At 71.2% G+C, this 17,098-nt stretch carries 16 protein-coding genes and 1 rRNA gene; 8 read left to right on the top strand and 9 right to left on the bottom strand.

Annotation, left to right across the window (positions count from 1 at the left end; genetic code table 11):
* From rrf to J3P44_RS05090, 3 genes are all read left to right on the top strand, one after another.
* Positions 1–82: ribosomal RNA gene (gene rrf, locus J3P44_RS05080) — 5S ribosomal RNA — on the top strand; the annotation flags it as partial.
* A 111-nt stretch (positions 83–193) separates the two neighbouring features.
* Positions 194–1,171, top strand: coding sequence for a tetratricopeptide repeat protein (locus J3P44_RS05085; protein ID WP_255889166.1), 978 nt, complete (start codon positions 194–196; stop codon positions 1,169–1,171).
* 149 nt (positions 1,172–1,320) lie between these two features.
* Positions 1,321–1,848 (top strand): DUF3145 domain-containing protein, encoded by a 528-nt coding sequence (locus tag J3P44_RS05090; RefSeq protein WP_255889167.1) that lies wholly within the window; start codon positions 1,321–1,323, stop codon positions 1,846–1,848.
* Positions 1,849–1,872: 24 nt separating this feature from the next.
* Here the strand turns inward: J3P44_RS05090 and J3P44_RS05095 are convergent, their stop codons facing one another.
* From J3P44_RS05095 to J3P44_RS05125, 7 genes are all read right to left on the bottom strand, one after another.
* Positions 1,873–2,307 (bottom strand): hypothetical protein, encoded by a 435-nt coding sequence (locus J3P44_RS05095; protein WP_255889168.1) that lies wholly within the window; start codon positions 2,305–2,307, stop codon positions 1,873–1,875.
* A 66-nt stretch (positions 2,308–2,373) separates the two neighbouring features.
* Positions 2,374–3,804: an acyl-CoA carboxylase subunit beta gene (locus J3P44_RS05100; protein ID WP_255889169.1), complete on the bottom strand. Its 1,431-nt coding sequence runs from the start codon at positions 3,802–3,804 to the stop codon at positions 2,374–2,376.
* A 69-nt stretch (positions 3,805–3,873) separates the two neighbouring features.
* Positions 3,874–5,124: a beta-ketoacyl-[acyl-carrier-protein] synthase family protein gene (locus J3P44_RS05105; protein ID WP_255889171.1), complete on the bottom strand. Its 1,251-nt coding sequence runs from the start codon at positions 5,122–5,124 to the stop codon at positions 3,874–3,876.
* An 89-nt stretch (positions 5,125–5,213) separates the two neighbouring features.
* Positions 5,214–5,459 carry an acyl carrier protein gene (locus tag J3P44_RS05110; protein WP_056599877.1) on the bottom strand — a complete coding sequence of 82 codons (246 nt, stop codon included), beginning with the start codon at positions 5,457–5,459 and terminating at the stop codon, positions 5,214–5,216.
* Positions 5,460–5,544: 85 nt separating this feature from the next.
* The gene (locus J3P44_RS05115; protein WP_255889172.1) at positions 5,545–6,558 is read right to left on the bottom strand and encodes a beta-ketoacyl-ACP synthase III; all 1,014 of its coding nucleotides are present in this window, start codon (positions 6,556–6,558) and stop codon (positions 5,545–5,547) included.
* Positions 6,558–7,742: an acyltransferase domain-containing protein gene (locus J3P44_RS05120; RefSeq protein ID WP_255889173.1), complete on the bottom strand. Its 1,185-nt coding sequence runs from the start codon at positions 7,740–7,742 to the stop codon at positions 6,558–6,560. The genes J3P44_RS05115 and J3P44_RS05120 overlap by 1 nt, the downstream gene beginning before the upstream one ends.
* A 78-nt stretch (positions 7,743–7,820) precedes the next feature.
* The gene (locus J3P44_RS05125; RefSeq protein ID WP_255889174.1) at positions 7,821–8,993 is read right to left on the bottom strand and encodes a PucR family transcriptional regulator; all 1,173 of its coding nucleotides are present in this window, start codon (positions 8,991–8,993) and stop codon (positions 7,821–7,823) included.
* A gap of 165 nt (positions 8,994–9,158) precedes the next feature.
* On the opposite strand from J3P44_RS05125, the gene J3P44_RS05130 reads away from it, so the two are divergent.
* Positions 9,159–10,148 (top strand): alpha/beta fold hydrolase, encoded by a 990-nt coding sequence (locus J3P44_RS05130; protein ID WP_255889175.1) that lies wholly within the window; start codon positions 9,159–9,161, stop codon positions 10,146–10,148.
* 4 nt (positions 10,149–10,152) lie between these two features.
* Here J3P44_RS05130 and J3P44_RS05135 read toward each other — a convergent pair whose 3' ends face one another.
* On the bottom strand, positions 10,153–10,539 hold the full coding sequence (locus tag J3P44_RS05135; RefSeq protein WP_255889176.1) for a VOC family protein: 387 nt from the start codon (positions 10,537–10,539) through the stop codon (positions 10,153–10,155).
* A gap of 113 nt (positions 10,540–10,652) precedes the next feature.
* On the opposite strand from J3P44_RS05135, the gene J3P44_RS05140 reads away from it, so the two are divergent.
* On the top strand, positions 10,653–11,459 hold the full coding sequence (locus J3P44_RS05140; protein ID WP_255889177.1) for a DUF6597 domain-containing transcriptional factor: 807 nt from the start codon (positions 10,653–10,655) through the stop codon (positions 11,457–11,459).
* Between the two features lie 18 nt (positions 11,460–11,477).
* Here J3P44_RS05140 and aceE read toward each other — a convergent pair whose 3' ends face one another.
* Positions 11,478–14,261 carry a pyruvate dehydrogenase (acetyl-transferring), homodimeric type gene (gene aceE / locus J3P44_RS05145; RefSeq protein ID WP_255889178.1) on the bottom strand — a complete coding sequence of 928 codons (2,784 nt, stop codon included), beginning with the start codon at positions 14,259–14,261 and terminating at the stop codon, positions 11,478–11,480.
* A gap of 258 nt (positions 14,262–14,519) precedes the next feature.
* Between aceE and J3P44_RS05150 the strand changes: the two genes are divergently transcribed.
* The 3 genes from J3P44_RS05150 to J3P44_RS05160 are packed head-to-tail and all read left to right on the top strand — an operon-like array spanning position 14,520 to position 17,010.
* Positions 14,520–14,909: a DUF3052 domain-containing protein gene (locus J3P44_RS05150; RefSeq protein ID WP_255889179.1), complete on the top strand. Its 390-nt coding sequence runs from the start codon at positions 14,520–14,522 to the stop codon at positions 14,907–14,909.
* On the top strand, positions 14,906–16,540 hold the full coding sequence (locus J3P44_RS05155) for an AMP-binding protein (protein ID WP_255889180.1): 1,635 nt from the start codon (positions 14,906–14,908) through the stop codon (positions 16,538–16,540). The genes J3P44_RS05150 and J3P44_RS05155 overlap by 4 nt, the downstream gene beginning before the upstream one ends.
* On the top strand, positions 16,537–17,010 hold the full coding sequence (locus tag J3P44_RS05160) for a peroxiredoxin (protein WP_255889181.1): 474 nt from the start codon (positions 16,537–16,539) through the stop codon (positions 17,008–17,010). Before J3P44_RS05155 ends, J3P44_RS05160 begins: the two co-directional genes overlap by 4 nt.
* Positions 17,011–17,098 lie beyond the last annotated feature (88 nt).

Here is a 17,098-nt window from a genome sequence, read left to right on the forward strand (position 1 = left end):
CATACCGAACCCGGAAGTTAAGCCTTTCAGCGCCGATGGTACTGCAACCGAGAGGTTGTGGGAGAGTAGGACGCCGCCGGACATACATTTGGCAGAGGCCACCAGATACCTGGTGGCCTCTGCGTCATTTCATTGCAGTGTGAGTACCGTGGCCCCAGGACGGGGCCGATGGTGTGAGAAGGGAAGTGCGGCTGTGGCCGAGGACCGACGAGGACAGCGTCCGTCGCGAGATGGATCCGGCGCCGGACGAGGCAAGCCTGCCAGCGGCCGGGGCGGTGCCCCGTCGCGAGGTGGAGCGTCCGGCTCGCGCGGCAGCGACTCCCGAGGCGGCGACTCGCGTAGCGACTCGCGGGGTGGTGCCCGAGGAGGGACCGGTCGACCGGGTGCCGGTGATTCTCGCGGTCGCGGGTCACGCGACGAGCAGCCCCGCGGCAAGGACCGCGGCTTCCGGGGCCGTTCCGAGGAGAAGCCCCGCACTGTCGACCAGGCGCAGTACGACGGCCCCGACCTGCCCGAGGACGTGACCGGTGCCGAGCTCGCCCCCGGCGTCCGTGCCCAGCTCAAGGGGCTGCCGGAGAAGCTGGCCGCTCGCGTGGCCCGTCACCTGGCCGCAGCCGGCCTGTTGATCGACGAGGACCCGGAGAAGGCCTACCAGCACACGCTGGCCGCCCGCGCCCGTGCCTCGCGCCTGGCGGTGGTCCGGGAGGCTACCGGCGAGGCTGCGTACGCAGCGGGTCACTACGCGGAGGCCCTGGCCGAGCTCCGGGCCGCGAAGCGGATGAACGGTGCCACCGACTACCTGCCGATCATGGCGGACTGCCACCGTGCGCTCGGCAATCCCGAGCAGGCCATCAAGCTCGGCAAGAGCCCGTCGGTCGCCAACTTCAGCACCGAGGCGAAGGCGGAGATGACTCTGGTCGAGGCGGGGGCGCGGCGCGACATGGGTCAGCTGGACGCCGCACTGCGTACTCTCGAGCTCGCGCCGCTCACGTCCAAGAACCGCTCGGCGTGGGTGGTCCGGCTGCGATACGCGTACGCCGACACGCTGGAGGCGGCGGGTCGAGAGTCGGACGCGCTAGCGTGGTTCCACCGCACCCACGCGATCGACTCCGAGGAGCTCACCGACGCCGCCGAGCGGGCCGACCAGCTGGAGCGCAAGCAGCAGTCCTGAGCGTGCCGGCGCGACACGCTGGCGTTCCGGCGTCCCATGGGCCACAATGGAGCCACTAATCACATAGGTGTCACTCGACTCGCGTTGAGCAACGACGACAGACCGCTGGGGAAGGCGCATCTGGAGCGTCGGAACTCAAGGAGGTCGTGGTGACCACACGCATTGCTTCCCGCCCGGACGGTCCGGGGACGCGGGGCATTCTCTACGTGCACTCTGCTCCCTCTGCACTCTGCCCGCACATCGAGTGGGCCGTGGGCGGAGTCCTCGGAGTTGCCGTCTCGCTGGACTGGACGCCTCAGCCTGCCCAGCCCGGGGCCTACCGGGCCGAGCTCTCGTGGAGCGGCGTCGCCGGCACGGCGGCTGCGGTCGCGTCGGCCCTGCGAGGGTGGAACCACCTGCGTTTCGAGATCACCGAGGAGCCCACCACCTCCACCGAGGGCACGCGCTTCTCGTGCACGCCCGACCTGGGAATCTTCCACGCGATCACGGGGCCGCACGGGGACATCCTGATTCCCGAGGACCGGCTCAAGGCCGCAGTCGTCAAGGCGGCACTGGGGGACACCACGCTCCTGCTCGAGATCGACAACCTGCTGGGCAAGCCCTGGGACGACGAGCTCGAGACCTTCCGCCACGCCGGCGAGGGCGCTCCGGTGCGTTGGCTGCACCAGGTGGTCTGAGCGCCACCCTCCACCCCGGGCGTCTCAGGGATTGCGTCGGCGCAGCCGGAAGGTCTCGGTGACCGTCGCCGAGGTCTCCTGGGCACCGTCGTACGAGACCAGGACGCCGGTGAGCGTGAACCGTCCGGGCACGGTGGCCCACTGGCACAGCCGGTAGGTCAGGACGGCGGTGGTGGGGTCGCTGGGCCCGATCAGTGACCGGGCGTGTACGCCCTTGCCGCGACGGTCCTGCAGGGCGATGTCGAGGGTCCAGTCCTGCGAGGACGTGGTGACCGCGTAGGTGTACCGGTAGTCCTTGCAGCCTCGTCGCAGCCGGCCGTCCGCCGCGTCCAGGGTCGCGGGCACCTCGACCTGCTCGACCTGTGCCTGGCTGTCCGCCGCTGGCTCGGCAGGAGGGAGCAGCGGGATCGGCACGAGGCCGGCCGTGGCGAGGGTGACGGCTGCGAGCAGGCTCGACATGGAACACCTCCGAGGGTCTGAGGTGTTCAACGAGAGGGTGTGACGCCCGTTACGTCGCCGACGGGGTCAGAGCGGGATGTTGCCGTGCCGTCCGCGGCGTACGCCGGCGGTGTCGATCTCGTGCCGCATCGCCGCAGCGATGGCGCTGCGGGTGCGGGTGGGCTCGACGACCTCGTCCACGACGCCGATCTCGACGGCCTTGTCCACGCCACCGGCGATGCGCTCGTGCTCGACGGCCAGCTCGGCCTCGACCTGCGGGCGGATCTCGGGGGAGACCTCGGCGAGCTTGCGGCGGTGCAGGATCCGGATCGCGGCAACCGCGCCCATCACCGCCACCTCGGCGCCCGGCCAGGCGAAGACGCGTGTCGCGCCGAGGGAGCGCGCGTTCATCGCGATGTAGGCACCGCCGTAGGTCTTGCGGGTCACCAGCGTCACCCGCGGCACGACGCACTCGCCGAAGGCGTGCAGCAGCTTGGCACCACGGCGTACGACGCCGTCCCACTCCTGGCCGACGCCGGGGAGGTAGCCCGGCACGTCCACCAGGACGACGAGCGGGACGCCGAAGGCGTCACACATGCGGACGAACCGCGACGCCTTCTCCGCCGAGAGGGAGTCGAGGCACCCGCCGAGACGCAGTGGATTGTTGGCCACGACGCCGACCGTACGACCACCGAAACGGCCCAGCGCCGTGACGATGTTGGGGGCCCAGCGGGCGTGGAGCTCCTGCATGGTGCCCTCGTCGAAAAGGCCGTCGACGAGCGGGTGGACGTCGTAGGCCCGCTTCTTCGACTCCGGGAGCAGGGCGCCGAGGTCGCGGTCCTCGACGGACTCCGCGGCCAGGCTGCCCTGGGCGCCGAGGAGGGAGGCGACGGTGCGGGCACGGTCGAGCGCCTCACGCTCGGACTCGGTGAGGATGTGCACGACTCCCGAGCGGCGACCGTGCGGCTCGGGGCCTCCGAGGCGGAGCATGTCGACGTCCTCGCCGGTCACCGAGCGCACCACGTCGGGCCCGGTCACGAAGATGCGGCCCTCGGGGCCGAGGATCACGACGTCGGTGAGCGCGGGTCCGTAGGCGGCGCCGCCGGCGGCGGGCCCGAGCACCACGGAGATCTGCGGGATCACGCCCGAGGCCTGGGTCATGACCTGGAAGATGCGGCCCACGGCATGGAGCGAGAGGACCCCCTCGGCCAGGCGCGCGCCGCCGGAGTGCCACAGCCCGATGATCGGTACGCCGTCGGTGATGGCGCGGTGGTAGGCGTCGACCACCACGCGGCAGCCGACGTCCCCCATCGCCCCGCCCATGACCGTGGCGTCGCTGCAGAAGGCCACGACGGAGGTGCCGTCCACGCGACCGACCGCCGCAAGCATGCCGGACTCGTCGTCGGGCGTGATCAGCTCGAGGGTGCCCTCGTCGAGCAGGGCGGTGAGGCGGTGGACCGGGTTGCGGGGGTCGTCCTGGCGGGGGAGCTTGGCCGGCTTGGTGGCGGTGGTGGTCATGCAAGGTCCTTCCGGGGTCCCCGCGGAGCTGCCACGGAGGAGCGAGGCGGGGAGAACGTCGTCAGGTGTCTAGACGCTCCCGAAGGCCACGGCCACGTTGGCGCCGCCGAAGCCGAAGGAGTTGTTGAGCGCCACGATGTCGCCCTGCGGCAGCTCACGCTTCGACGTGGGGATGTCGAGGTCGACCTCGGGGTCCTTGTCGTCCAGGTTGATGGTCGGCGGGCTGAGCCGGTCGTGCAGCGCCATCACGGTGGCGACCGCCTCGAGGGCCCCGGCGCCGCCGAGCAGGTGCCCGGTCATCGACTTGGTGCTGGTGACCACGCATCGGTCGACGTGCTCACCGAGGACCGCGTGGAGCATCAGGCCCTCCGCGATGTCGCCCTTCGGCGTCGAGGTGGCGTGGGCGTTGACGTGGACGACGGTCGCCGGGTCGACGTCACCCTCGCGCAGCGCCATCTTGATGGCGCGGGTGCCGCCGCGACCCTCGGGGTCGGGCTGGGCGATGTCGTGGGCGTCGTTGCTGATGCCGGCGCCGCGCACCTCGGCGTAGACCTTGGCGCCGCGGGCGCGGGCGTGCTCCTCGGACTCCAGGATCAGCACGGCGCCGCCCTCGCCGAGGACGAAGCCGTCGCGTCCGGTGTCCCACGGGCGGGAGACCGTCGTGGGGTCCCCACCCTCCTCGCTGCCGGTCTTGGAGAGCGCCATCATGTTGGCGAAGGCCGCCATCGGCAGGGGGTGGATCGCGGCCTCGCAGCCGCCGGCGATCACGACGTCGGCGCGCCCCAGCCGGATCAGGTCGATCGCCATGGCGATCGCCTCGTTGCCGGACGCGCACGCCGAGGTCGGCGCGTGGACCGCGGCGCGGGCGCCGTACTTGAGGCTCACGTTGGCGGCCGGCGCGTTGGGCATGAGCATCGGCACGGCCAGCGGGGAGACGCGGCGGGCGCCCTTCTCGAGGAGGGCGTCGTAGTTGGCGAGCAAGGTGGTCACGCCACCGATGCCCGATGCCACGGCCACGCCGAGGCGCTCGGGCTCCAGGCCTGAGCCCTCGAGCCCGGCGTCCGCCCACGCCTGCTCGGCCGCGACCATCGCGAACTGGCTGGAGCGGTCGAGTCGGCGCGCCTTGACCCGGTCGAGAACCTCGGACGGCTCCACGGCCACGCGGCCGCCGATCCTCACGGGGAGAGAGTCCACCCAGTCGTCGTCGAGGTGCCGGACGCCGGACGTGCCGGCCAGCATCGCCTGCCACGTCGTGGGGACGTCACCACCGACGGGTGAGGTGGTGCCGAGGCCGGTGACGACTACACGGGTCGAGGACATCAGTGGGGTTCCGTTTCTCGCGGGAGCTGGTGGGGACTGGTCGCGGGCGGCCGGGTCAGGCCGGCCGCCCGCGACGGGTCGGGGAGGGCTCAGCCCTGGGAGCGCTCGATGAAGGCGACGGCGTCACCCACGGTCTTGAGGTTCTTGACCTCGTCGTCGGGGATCGTCACGCCGAACTTCTCCTCGGCGGCGACGACGACCTCGACCATGGAGAGCGAGTCGACGTCGAGGTCGTCCACGAAGGACTTGTCGAGCTGGACGTCGTCGGCGTCGACGCCGGCCACCTCGTTGACGATGTCAGCGAGGTCGGCGCGGATTTCTTCGGTGGTGGCCATGGGCCTTCCCTTTCTTGTTGGCGGGCCCCGTGTCGGGGCCTTGGGTGGTGCGACTGGTGGTGGGGTGTTGAGAGTGGGGGGCCGCTCAGGGGACGGTGACGACCTGCGCGGCGTAGGAGAGTCCGGCGCCGAACGCGATGAGCAGCGCGGTGTCGCCGGACTTCGCCTCCCCCTCGGCCATCATCCGATCGAGCGCGAGCGGGATGGAGGCAGCCGAGGTGTTGCCCTGGTCGGCGATGTCGCGGGCGATCCGTACGGTGCTGGGCAGCTTCATGGAGCGGGCCATCGCGTCGATGATGCGCATGTTGGCCTGGTGGGGCACGAACACGTCGAGCTCGTCGAGGGTGATGCCGGCGCGGTCGAGAGCCTGCTGGCCGACCTTGGCCATGGCGAAGGACGCCCAGCGGAAGACGGGGTTGCCCTGCATGACCAGGTGCGGCATGACACCGCTGCCAGGCACCTCGGGACTCCCGACGACGTCGCGCCAGTCCTCGCGCTGCCGGATCAGGTCGAACTGCTCGCCGTCGGAGCCCCACACGACCGGGCCGATGCCAGGAGTGTCGCTCGGGCCGACGACCGCCGCCCCCGCGCCGTCGGCGAAGATGAAGGCGGTGCCGCGGTCGGTGAGGTCAAGGATGTCGGTGAGACGCTCGACCCCGATGACCAGGACGTAGCGGGCGCTGCCGGCGCGCACGAAGTCGGAGGCCAGGGAGATGCCGTGGCAGAACCCCGAGCAGGCTGCGGAGATGTCGAAGGCGGCGGCCTGGTCGGTGCCGAGCTCATGGGCGATCGCGGTGGCGACTGCGGGTGTCTGGAGCAGGTGGCTGACCGTGGCCACGACCACGCAGTCGATCTGACGGGCGTCGAGGCCGGCTCGCTCGAGCGCGATCCGGGACGCCTCCACGGACATCATCTGGACCGACTCCTCCGGCCCGGCCCATCGGCGCGTCTTGATGCCGGAGCGCTGCTGGATCCATTCGTCGCTGGAGTCGATCGCGTCGACGACGTCGGCGTTGGGGACGACGCGGACGGGCCGGTAGGCGCCGAGGCCGAGGATGCGTGAGTGGGCCGCTCCGGTGGCGGCGGTGATCCTGGCCATCAGACGGTCGCCTCGGGGTGCAGGCGCAGGAGGGGCTGGCCGGGCGAGACCAGGTCGCCGTCCTCGACGAGCCACTCGACGACCGAGCCTCCGTGCGGCGCGGTGATCTCGGTGCGATCGCGCAGGCTGGCCACGTCACCGATCGCGGCGCCGGGCTGCAGGACGTCGAGGTCGGCCGCCTCGGCGGAGACGTGGAAGGTGCCCTTGGCCGGTGAGACGATCATCCGCCACGTGGGCGTCGTCTCGATCATGGACGCCTCGCCGTGCTTGTCGCAGAACTCGCGGGCCGCCTCGAGCTGGTCGGGCGTCTTGAGCGCGAACGTCTCCACGCCCTTGAGCGCGCGCTTGGCGATGCCGGTGAGCGTGCCCGCGGGCGGCATCTCCAGGATTCCGGTCACGCCCAGGTCGGTCATCGTCTCCATGCAGAGGTCCCAGCGCACCGGGTTGGCGATCTGGCCGACGATGCGACGCAGGACCTCGCGACCGTCGTGGACGATCTGGCCGTCGCGGTTGGAGATCAACGGGGTGCGCGGGTCGTGGGTCGAGACCGACCGGGCCAAGGCGCCCATCCGGTCGACGGCCGGAGCCATGTGGGAGGTGTGGAACGCTCCGGCCACGCTCAGAGGTATCAGGCGCGCCTTGGCCGGCGGATCGTCGGCGAACGCTGCCAGCTGCTCCATGGTGCCGGCGGCGACGACCTGGCCGGGTCCGTTGTCGTTGGCGGGGGTCAGACCGTGGCGCTCGATGGCGGCCAGGACCTCCTCGCGGTCACCACCCAGCACGGCGGTCATGCCGGTGGCGGTGGTGGCGGCGGCGCCGGCCATCGCGTTGCCGCGCTCGCGCACCAGGACCATCGCCTGCTCCGCGGTGATGGCGCGGGCACCGGCGGCGGCCGTCAGCTCGCCGACACTGTGGCCCGCCACGGCGCCGATGCGGGAGAAGGTGTCGGCAGGGTGGGGGAAGACGTCGAGGGCGGCGACGAGGCCGGTGGCGACCAGCAGCGGCTGGGCGATCCTGGTGTCGCGGATGGTCTCCGCGTCAGCCTCGGTGCCGTAGTGGGCCAGGTCGATGCCAGCGACCGTGGCCAGCCAGTCGAAGCGCGCGGCGAAGGTGCGGTCCTCCAGCCAGGGCTTGAGGAAACCGGGGGTCTGGGCCCCTTGGCCGGGAGCGACGATGACGAGCACGTGACCACTCTGCCGGGTCCGCGGGGCGCGACGCGGGTCGAACGCCGACGAACTCACCCGCGGATTCTTGTAGGTTTCCTACAATTCCGTACGCCCGGACTGGCGCCCCAGGATGAGGGCCAACTGCAGGGCGAACGCCTCGCGGGGTCGAGTCGGCAACCATCCGGTGACCTCGGAGATCTGGCGCAAGCGGTAGCGCACCGTGTTGGGGTGCACGAAGAGGGCACGGGCCGTGCCCTCGATGGACGAGCCGTGCTCGAACCAGGCGCCCAGCGTCTCGAGCAGCGTGCCGCGCGCGGCGACCAGCGGCAGGTAGACCTCGTCGACCAGGTGGCGCCGCGCGTGACCGTCGCCGGCGAGCGCGCGCTCGGGGAGCAGGTCGCGACTGGCCACCGGTCGTGGGGCGTCCGGCCAGCCGCTCGCGGCCCGGTGGGCGGAGAGGGCGGCGCGCGCCGAGGCGTTGGCATGGGCCAAGTCGGCCGTGACCGGACCCACCACGACCGGACCGTCGCCGAAGTGGTCGAGCAGCCGTGTCGCCGCCTTGAGCGGGTCGGTGACGCCCCCGAGGATGACGACGAGCCGTTCGCCCTGGGTGGCGCAGAGCGCATCCATGTCGCCTGCGCGAGCCGAGCGGCGTACGGACTCGAAGACGTCGAGCTCCGCCCGGTGCGGAGGCACGGCGCCCAGCACCACGGCGACATCCCCGTGCGCACCCCACCCCAGTGCGCTCGCGCGGGAGAGCACGGTCTCGTCTGCCTCGGCCCGCACGACGGCGTCGACCACGAGTGCCTCGAGGCGCGCGTCCCACGCCCCCCGGGACTCCGCTGCCCGGGCATAGACGGCGGCGGTGGCGAAGGCGACCTCGCGCGCGTAGAGCATGACGGCGTCGTGGACCTCGCCCACGTCGTCGGGGTGCAGCAGGGCGTCGATGTTGGTCTCCACCACCCGGATGCTCAGCCGCACCAGCTCCACCGTCTGCTGCAGCGAGATCACGCCGGTCAGCTCGCGCGGCGCGGCGCCGAACACCACCACGTCGAGGGGGGCGTGCACCTGCGCCTCGACCTCGGCGTCGTACCACTCGACGAAGCCGCGGATGCCGGCCTGGACGATCAGGCCGACCCACGAGCGGTCCTCCGCGCTCAGGTCGTCGAACCACGGCAGGTCCGTCGACATCCGTCCCGTGGCCGCCGTGCTCAGGGCCCCGGACGAGTTGCGCAGCGCCTGCGCTGCACGGCGGCGGGACGGGGGCATGCCACGACTGTAGTGCGGCGGCGGCCGTAGTGGGATTCCCACGAAGCCGTCAAGTGCCCGCGCCGGCGTCCGCCGAGGTCACGACGTCGCGTGGCGGGGCGGCGCCGAGTCGACGGCCGGACCGATCTGGTTGAATCCGGGACCTGTCCTGATCCTGGAGGTCGAGTGCCCCGTCGCAGCGGTCCCGCGCACGTGCAGTACGTCACCGTGCACGGGCACCGCCGCGCCTACGTCCGGATGGGCACGGGGCCGGCCCTGCTGCTGCTCCACGGACTGGGGTGCGACCACACGACCTGGGCACCGGTCCTCGAGTCCCTGGCTCGCACCCACACGGTCATCGCGCCGGACCTGCTGGGTCACGGCGAGTCGGACAAGCCGCGTGCGGACTACAGCCTCGGCGGCTACGCCAACGGCATGCGTGACCTGCTCACGTTGCTGGGCATCGACACCGTGACGGTCGTGGGGCACAGCTTCGGCGGGGGAGTGGCGATGCAGTTCGCCTACCAGTTCCCCGAGCGCACTGAGCGCCTCGTGCTCGTCGCGTCCGGCGGACTCGGTCCCGAGGTCACGCCGGCCATCCGGGCCATCACGACACCCGGGTTCCACCAGGCGATGGCGGTGCTGTCCGCGCCGGGCATCCGCCACCTCACGACGGGGGCGATGCGGCTGCTGGCCGGCAGCGGCGTGAGCCAGCTGCGCGACCTGGGCGAGGTCGCCGCCATCTACGACTCGTTCAAGGATCCGCGCGCCCGGGCCGCGATCCGCCACGTCGTACGGGCCGTGGTGGACTGGAAGGGCCAGATCGTCACCATGGCCGACCGCGCCTACCTCACCGAAGCGATGCCGATGTGCGTCGTGTGGGGCGCCGACGACCTCGTCATCCCGGTCGGCCACGCCAGCAACGCGCGCGCCCTCGCACCGACGGCACAGGTCGAGATCGTCCCCAACGCAGGCCACTTCCCGCACAAGGACCATCCCGAGCGGTTCGTGAAGATCGTGCGCGACTTCATCCGCTCCACCGAGCCGTCCCGCTACGACCGCGACCACTGGCGTGACCTGATCGACGCGGGCCCTCCCGAGGCGCCCGTGCAGGCCGAGGCGGGCCAGTCGCCGCGGTCGCCCGTCCACGCCGTACGCCGCGCAGCGGGGGCATAGGTCGCTAGCCCCAGTTGGCCGCGTCGGTCAGGCAGAACGGGTGCCCGGCCGGGTCGATCAGCACCCGCCACGTCTCACCGGGCTGCGGCTCGGCGAGACGGGCGCCCAGTCCGACGGCACGCTGCGTGGCGGCGTCGAGGTCGTCGACCGCGAGGTCGAGGTGGAACTGCTTGCGACCGCCCTCGTCGGGCCAGGACGGCGGTCGGTGGTCGTCCACCCGGCCCAGACCCAGGGCCGGTCCGCCCGCGGGGCCGGTCAGCATCGCGTAGTCGTCGGAGCTGGCGGCCACCTCCCATCCCAGCATCGCCGACCAGAACTCGGCCGACGGCGCGACCTCCGCGCAGTCCAGGGTCACCATCGCGATCCGTGCCGTCTGCTGCTGCTCCGCCACTGCTCGTTCCTCCTGCTCGTCCGGTGGGTCGGCACCAGTCTCGACCGGTGCCCTCCTGCACGGCTTGGACAAACGCGACAGGCGACGTCGGCTCCCCGCCCTAGGCTGGGTCGGTGCCCTCCCGATCGGATCGCGCGCAGGCAGCGATCATGCGACCGAGCCGTGCGGAGCACCGGATCCAGGTCGGGCGCTCCGAGCCGGATCCCGACCTCGCGGGCGTCGTGGACTACTTCTGGTGGGTGCGGTGGGACACGCCCCGGTCGCACGTGCAGGAGGTCGTCCCGCGCCCGGTCGTGCACCTCACGGCCGAGGTCGTCGACGGCGAGCCGCGGCTGCTCGTGCACGGGGTGCACCCGCGGATGTTCCATCGCAGGCTCGAGGGGACCGGGCTCACCGTGGCGGCAGGCTTCCGCCCGGCCGGGTTCCGGCCCTTCCTGCGCGAGGACGTCGCGGTGCTGCAGGGGCGGGAGGTGCCGGCGGCCGAGGTGCTGGGCGTGGACGATCGCCGGGTCGCAGCCGACGTCCTGGCGTGCGAGCGACCCGAGGACGGGGCCGCCCTCCTGGCCGAGTGGCTCCGTGGCCTGACCCGGGTCGACGACCCCTTGGTCGACACGCTGGCCGACCTGGTCGAGCAGGTGGAGGAGGACACCTCCCTCGTCCGCGCCGAGCAGCTGGCCGAGCTCGCGGGGGTGAGCCTGCGGACGCTGCAGCGCCGGTTCGGCTCGTACGTGGGCATCGGTCCGAAGTGGGTGGTGCAGCGGTTCCGGCTCCTCGACGTCACGGCGGCCGCGCACGGTGCCGCCGAGGTGGACTGGGCGGAGCTGGCGGCGCAGCTGGGCTACGCCGACCAGTCCCACCTGATCCGGGCCTTCACGCAGCTGGTGGGCCACCCTCCCGCCGCTTATGCGCGGGAGGCGTGAGTCACCAGGTGATCGTTCTCAGGCGTCCCCGCCCTCCTGCTGCACGTCCTTGACCGCCGTCGGGTCGTCGATCCGGTAGCGCCGCGCGGCCTCCACGACCTTCTCCACGGGCACCTCGCCGGCGTCGGCCAGGGACTGCAGGGCCTGGACGACGACGCTCTGGGCATCGATGTGGAAGAAGCGGCGGGCGGCCGGTCGGGTGTCGGCGAACCCGAAGCCGTCGGCACCGAGCACGCGGTAGTCAGCCGGCACCCAGCGGGCGATCTGCAGCGGGACGGCCCGCATGTAGTCGGACACCGCAACGACCGGACCCGGCGCGCCGGCGAGCTTGTCGCGGACGTAGGCGGAGCGCGGCTCCTCGCCCGGGTTGAGCAGGTTCCACTCCTCGGCGGCGGCGCCGTCGCGGGCGAGCTCGTTCCAGGAGGTCACCGACCAGAGGTCGGGCTGCACGCCCCACTCCTCGGCGAGGAGTCGAGCAGCCTCCTTGACCCACGGGAAGCCGACTCCGGAGGCCATCAGCTGCACGCGCGGACCCTCTCCCTCAGCGACGGAGACCCTGTGGATGCCCTTGAGGATCCCCTCGACGTCCACGTCGGACGGCTCGGCCGGCATGGAGACGGGCTCGTTGTAGACGGTGAGGTAGAAGATGACGTCCTCGGCGTCGGCGCCGTACATCCTCGCGAGGCCGTTCTGCATGATGTGGCTGATCTCGTAGGAGAACGCGGGGTCGTAGTGCACGATCGCCGGGTTGGTCGCGGCGATCAGCGGCGAGTGCCCGTCGGCGTGCTGGAGGCCCTCGCCCGTCAGCGTGGTGCGACCGGCAGTGGCGCCGATGAGGAAGCCGCGGGCGAGCTGGTCGGCCATCGCCCAGATCGAGTCGCCCGTGCGCTGGAACCCGAACATCGAGTAGAAGATGTAGAACGGGATCATGTGCTCGCCGTGGGTCGAGTACGCCGATCCGGCGGCCGTCGCGGACGCCATGGCACCCGCCTCGGAGATGCCCTCGTGCAGCATCTGCCCCTGCGCGGACTCCTTGTAGGAGAGCAGCATCTTGCGGTCCACCGACTCGTACTGCTGGCCGCCGGGGTTGTAGACCTTGGCACTCGGGAACATCGAGTCCATGCCGAAGGTGCGGTACTCGTCGGGCGCGATCGGCACCAGGCGGTCGCCGATCTCCGGGTCCTTCATCCAGTCACGCAGCAGGCGGACGACGGCCATGGTCGTGGCGAACTTGTTCTTGCCGGAGCCCTGCTTGAGCTCGGCGTAGAGCTCGTCGCCAGGCAGCTTGAGAGCGGTGGCGCGGTTGACGCGGCGCGGGATCGAGCCGCCGAGGGCCTTGCGGCGCTCGAGCATGTACTCGATCTCGGGGGAGTCGGCGCCGGGGTGGTAGAACGGCGCCCCGCCGGTCCTCTCGTAGGACTCCTCGAGGTCGCGGTCGCTGATCGGCAGGTAGAGCCGGTCGCGGAACTTCTTGAGGTCCGGGAGGGTCAGCTTCTTCATCTGGTGGGTGGCGTTCTTGCCCTCCAGTGCGTCGATCGTCCAGCCCTTGATGGTGTGAGCCAGGATCACCGTCGGCTGACCGGTGTGCTTGCTCGCGGCGTCGAAGGCGGCATAGACCTTGCGGTAGTCGTGGCCACCGCGAGGCAGCTTCTCGATCTGGGTGTCGCTCATGTGCTCGACCATCTTGCGCAGGCGCGTGTCACCGCCGAAGAAGTGCTCGCGCACGTAGGCGCCGTCCTCGGTGGAGTAGGTCTGGAACGCGCCGTCGGGGGTGGTGTTCATCTGGTTGACCAGGACGCCGTTGACGTCCTTGGCGAGCAGGGCGTCCCACTCGCGGCCCCAGACGACCTTGATGACGTTCCACCCGGCGCCGCGGAAGTTGGCCTCGAGCTCCTGGATGATCTTGCCGTTGCCGGTGACCGGGCCGTCGAGCTGCTGGAGGTTGCAGTTGATGACCCACGTGAGGTTGTCGAGCTCCTCGCGGGCGGCGACGCGGATCGCGCCCAGCGACTCGGGCTCGGCCATCTCGCCGTCGCCCATGAAGGCCCACACGCGCTGCTGGTCGGTGTCCTTGATGCCGCGGTTGTGGAGGTAGCGGTTGAACCGGGCCTGGTAGATCGAGTTGATGGCGGTGAGGCCCATCGACACCGTGGGGAACTCCCAGAAGTCGGGCATCAACCGCGGGTGGGGGTAGGACGGGAGGCCGGCGCCCTTGCCGTGCTGGACCTCCTGGCGGAAGCGGTAGAGCTGCTCCTCGCTGAGGCGGCCCTCGAGGAAGGCGCGGGCGTACACGCCCGGCGAGCCGTGGCCCTGGATGTAGATCTGGTCGCCGCCGCCGTCGTGGTCCTTGCCGCGGAAGAAGTGGTTGAAGCCGACCTCGTAGAGGCTGGCCGAGGACTGGTAGGTGGCGATGTGACCGCCGACCTCGAGGCCCTTGCGGTTGGCGCTCGACACCATGACCGCGGCGTTCCAGCGGATGAACGCGCGGATCCGGCGCTCGATCTCCTCGTCGCCGGGGAACCACGGCTCGCGCTCGGGCGGGATGGTGTTGATGTAGTCGGTCGAGCGCAGGGCCGGCACGCCGACCTGCTTCTCCCGAGCCCGCTCGAGGAGACGGAGCATGACGTAGCGCGCCCGGTCACGGCCCCGGTCGTCGAGCATCGCGTCGAAGGACGCGAGCCACTCCTGGGTCTCCTCGGGGTCGATGTCCGGCAGCTGGGTGGGAAGTCCCTCGTGGATCACCGACGCGATGGCCGGGGACGGCCGCGTCGTGCTCTGCGTGGACTTGTCTACGTCACTCACACCTGCATCGTGTCACGCGAGCCGCCGCCACGAAATCTACCCGTGGGTAGTCCGAATGACGGCCAGGAAGTGACCCAACTCCGACCCGACTCCTGGCCAGTCTCCGGGCCAGTCACCGGGCCAGTCTCCGCGCCAGCCCGACGCCCGCCGACCGGGACGGGGTTGCGGCGCCTACGCTGTTCGGGTGGACTATGGGCACCCGAACATTGGAGGCACTGCGTGAGCTCGACGGTGGGCGATTCTGCCCAGGCGACCGGTATGGGAGACCGGCTGGGGTTGAAGCCCGGCATGGTCGTCCAGGAACTCGGCTGGGACAACGACACCGATGACGAGCTTCGCGTCGCGGTCGAGGACGTCATCGACGCCGACATGGTCGACGGCGACTACGGCAATGTCGTGGACGCCGTGCTGCTGTGGTGGCGTGACGACGACGGCGACCTGGTCGACGGGCTCGTCGATGCGTTGACCGACCTTGTCGGCGGCGGCTCCATCTGGCTGCTGACGCCCAAGGTGGGCCGACCCGGCACGGTGGACGCCGCGGACATCGCCGAGGCAGCCCCGATCGCGGGGCTCTCCCAGACGACGACTGCAGCGGTCAGCAAGGACTGGCAGGCCACCCGGCTGGTCGCTCCGAAGACGCCCGCGTGACTGGCCGCAACCTCGCAGGCACCCTCTCCTCGAGAGCAGCAGGCGTCGGCACCACTGTGCGCGTCCTCGGACGCGCCGGGGTGATCCGTCCCTACGGGCCCAGGACCCTCGCCTCCATCGGTCGGGTGGTCCTGCGCTGGGGCACCGGACCCGCCGGCGGATTCGCGACGCTCGCCGCGCGGTCGCCGCACCAGGTCGGAGTCGTCGACGAGCTGGGCGAGCTGACGTGGGGCGAGCTGCACCGGCGCTCCAACTCCCTGGCGCGGGCGCTCGCCGAGCGCGGCGTGGGGGAGGGCGACTCCGTCGCAGTGATGTGCCGCAACCACCGGGGCTTCATCGACGCCTCGATCGCGGTCGCCAAGCTCGGCGCCGACATCCTCTACCTCAACACCGCCTTCGCGGGTCCGCAGCTGGTGGACGTGCTCGAGCGCGAGGCGCCGAGCATGATCATCCACGACGAGGAGTTCACGGGCCTGCTCGCCGGTGCGCACGTCGAGCGCCGCGTGCTGGCGTGGACGGACGACGAGGGAGACTCCGCCGAGACGCTCGAGCAGCTCGTCTCGGCCCACGACGAGGGCGACCTGCAGCCGCCCGACCGCCACGCCCGGATCGTCATCCTCACCTCCGGCACCACCGGCACGCCCAAGGGGGCTCCCCGCAAGGAGGCCGGTATCGACGCGGCCGTCTCGCTGCTGTCGAGGATGCCGCTGCGGGCGGGATGGCGTACGCACATCGCGGCGCCGCTGTTCCACACGTGGGGCTTCGCCCACCTCGCGCTGGCCATGCTCCTGGGCTCGACGGTCGTGCTGCGACGTACGTTCGACCCGGCCACGGCGCTGCGGACCGCGCAGGACGAGCGGTGCCAGTCGATGGTCGTGATCCCGGTGATGCTGCAGCGGATGCTCGCGCTCGAGCCCGAGCGGCTCGACGAGGTCGACCTCAGCCGCGTCGAGGTCGTCGCGTCGTCGGGATCCGCCCTGCCGGCCACCCTGGCGGAGGCGTGGATGGACCGCTTCGGCGACAACCTCTACAACATCTACGGGTCCACTGAGGTGGCCTACGCCTCGATCGCCACTCCTGAGGACCTGCGTGCGGATCCGACCTCGGCCGGCAAGCCGCCCTACGGGACCGTCGTGAAGATCCTCGACGAGCGCGGGGACGAGCTGCCGCAGGGGGAGACCGGGCGCATCTTCGTCGGCAACGGATTGCTGTTCGAGGGCTACACCAGCGGCGACTCCAAGGAGGTCGTCGACGGCCTGATGTCGTCGGGCGACGTGGGCTGGTTCGACGCCGACGGCCGCCTGCACGTGGCCGGTCGCGACGACGACATGATCGTCTCCGGCGGCGAGAACGTGTTCCCGCAGGAGGTCGAGGACTGCCTCGTCACGCACGAGCAGGTGCAGGAGGTCGCCGCGATCGGTGTTGACGACGACGACTACGGCCAACGCCTGCGCGCTTTCGTGGTGCGCAGCGGCGAGGTGTCGGAGGACGAGCTGCGCGAGCACGTGAAGGCCAACCTGGCCCGCTTCAAGGTGCCCCGCGAGATCGTGTTCCTCGACGAGCTGCCGCGCAACGCCACCGGCAAGATCCTCAAGCGCGAGCTGGCCCAGCGCGAGGAGGGCGGGTCGTGACGCGCGAGGGCCTGTGCATCGGCGACGAGGCACCCGACTTCGTGCTGCGCGACCAGTTCGGGCAGGACGTGCGGCTCAGCGACTTCCGTGGCCGCAAGGCCGTCGCGCTGATGTTCTACCCATTCGCCTTCACCGGCGTGTGCACCGGTGAGCTGGCGGGCGTGCGCAACCGGCTCGACGAGTTCCTCACCTTCGACACCGAGGTGCTCGCCCTGTCCTGCGACTCCGTATACGCGCTGCGCTCCTTCGCCGAGGCCGAGGGACTCAACTTCCCGCTGCTCTCCGACTACTGGCCGCACGGCGCGGTCTCCATGGCCTACGAGGTCTTCGACCCGGTCAAGGGCGCCCCCCGCCGGTCGTCGTACGTCGTGGACCGGGAGGGCCGCCTGCGCTGGTCGGTGCACAACGCGAACCCCGACGGGCGCGACCTCGACGAGCACCTCCGCGAGCTGCACGAAGCCGTGTCCTGAGCGTGGAATCGGGACCTGGTCTAGACCGCCCCGGCACAAATGCGGGATTCATGGGACGCCCTTGAGGGCTGGTGTAATCTTTTTCTTG

This window comes from Nocardioides astragali, from assembly GCF_024436375.1.
GTDB lineage: Bacteria > Actinomycetota > Actinomycetes > Propionibacteriales > Nocardioidaceae > Nocardioides > Nocardioides astragali.

What these genes read in the sequence shown, in the direction of transcription:
- J3P44_RS05150 (WP_255889179.1), top strand. Translation starts at nt 14,520, where the DNA reads ATGGGAGACCGGCTGGGGTTGAAGCCCGGCATGGTCGTCCAGGAACTC.
- J3P44_RS05105 (WP_255889171.1), bottom strand. Translation starts at nt 5,124, where the DNA reads ATGTCCTCGACCCGTGTAGTCGTCACCGGCCTCGGCACCACCTCACCC.
- J3P44_RS05100 (WP_255889169.1), bottom strand. Translation starts at nt 3,804, where the DNA reads ATGACCACCACCGCCACCAAGCCGGCCAAGCTCCCCCGCCAGGACGAC.
- J3P44_RS05095 (WP_255889168.1), bottom strand. Translation starts at nt 2,307, where the DNA reads ATGTCGAGCCTGCTCGCAGCCGTCACCCTCGCCACGGCCGGCCTCGTG.
- J3P44_RS05115 (WP_255889172.1), bottom strand. Translation starts at nt 6,558, where the DNA reads ATGGCCAGGATCACCGCCGCCACCGGAGCGGCCCACTCACGCATCCTC.
- J3P44_RS05110 (WP_056599877.1), bottom strand. Translation starts at nt 5,459, where the DNA reads ATGGCCACCACCGAAGAAATCCGCGCCGACCTCGCTGACATCGTCAAC.
- J3P44_RS05125 (WP_255889174.1), bottom strand. Translation starts at nt 8,993, where the DNA reads ATGCCCCCGTCCCGCCGCCGTGCAGCGCAGGCGCTGCGCAACTCGTCC.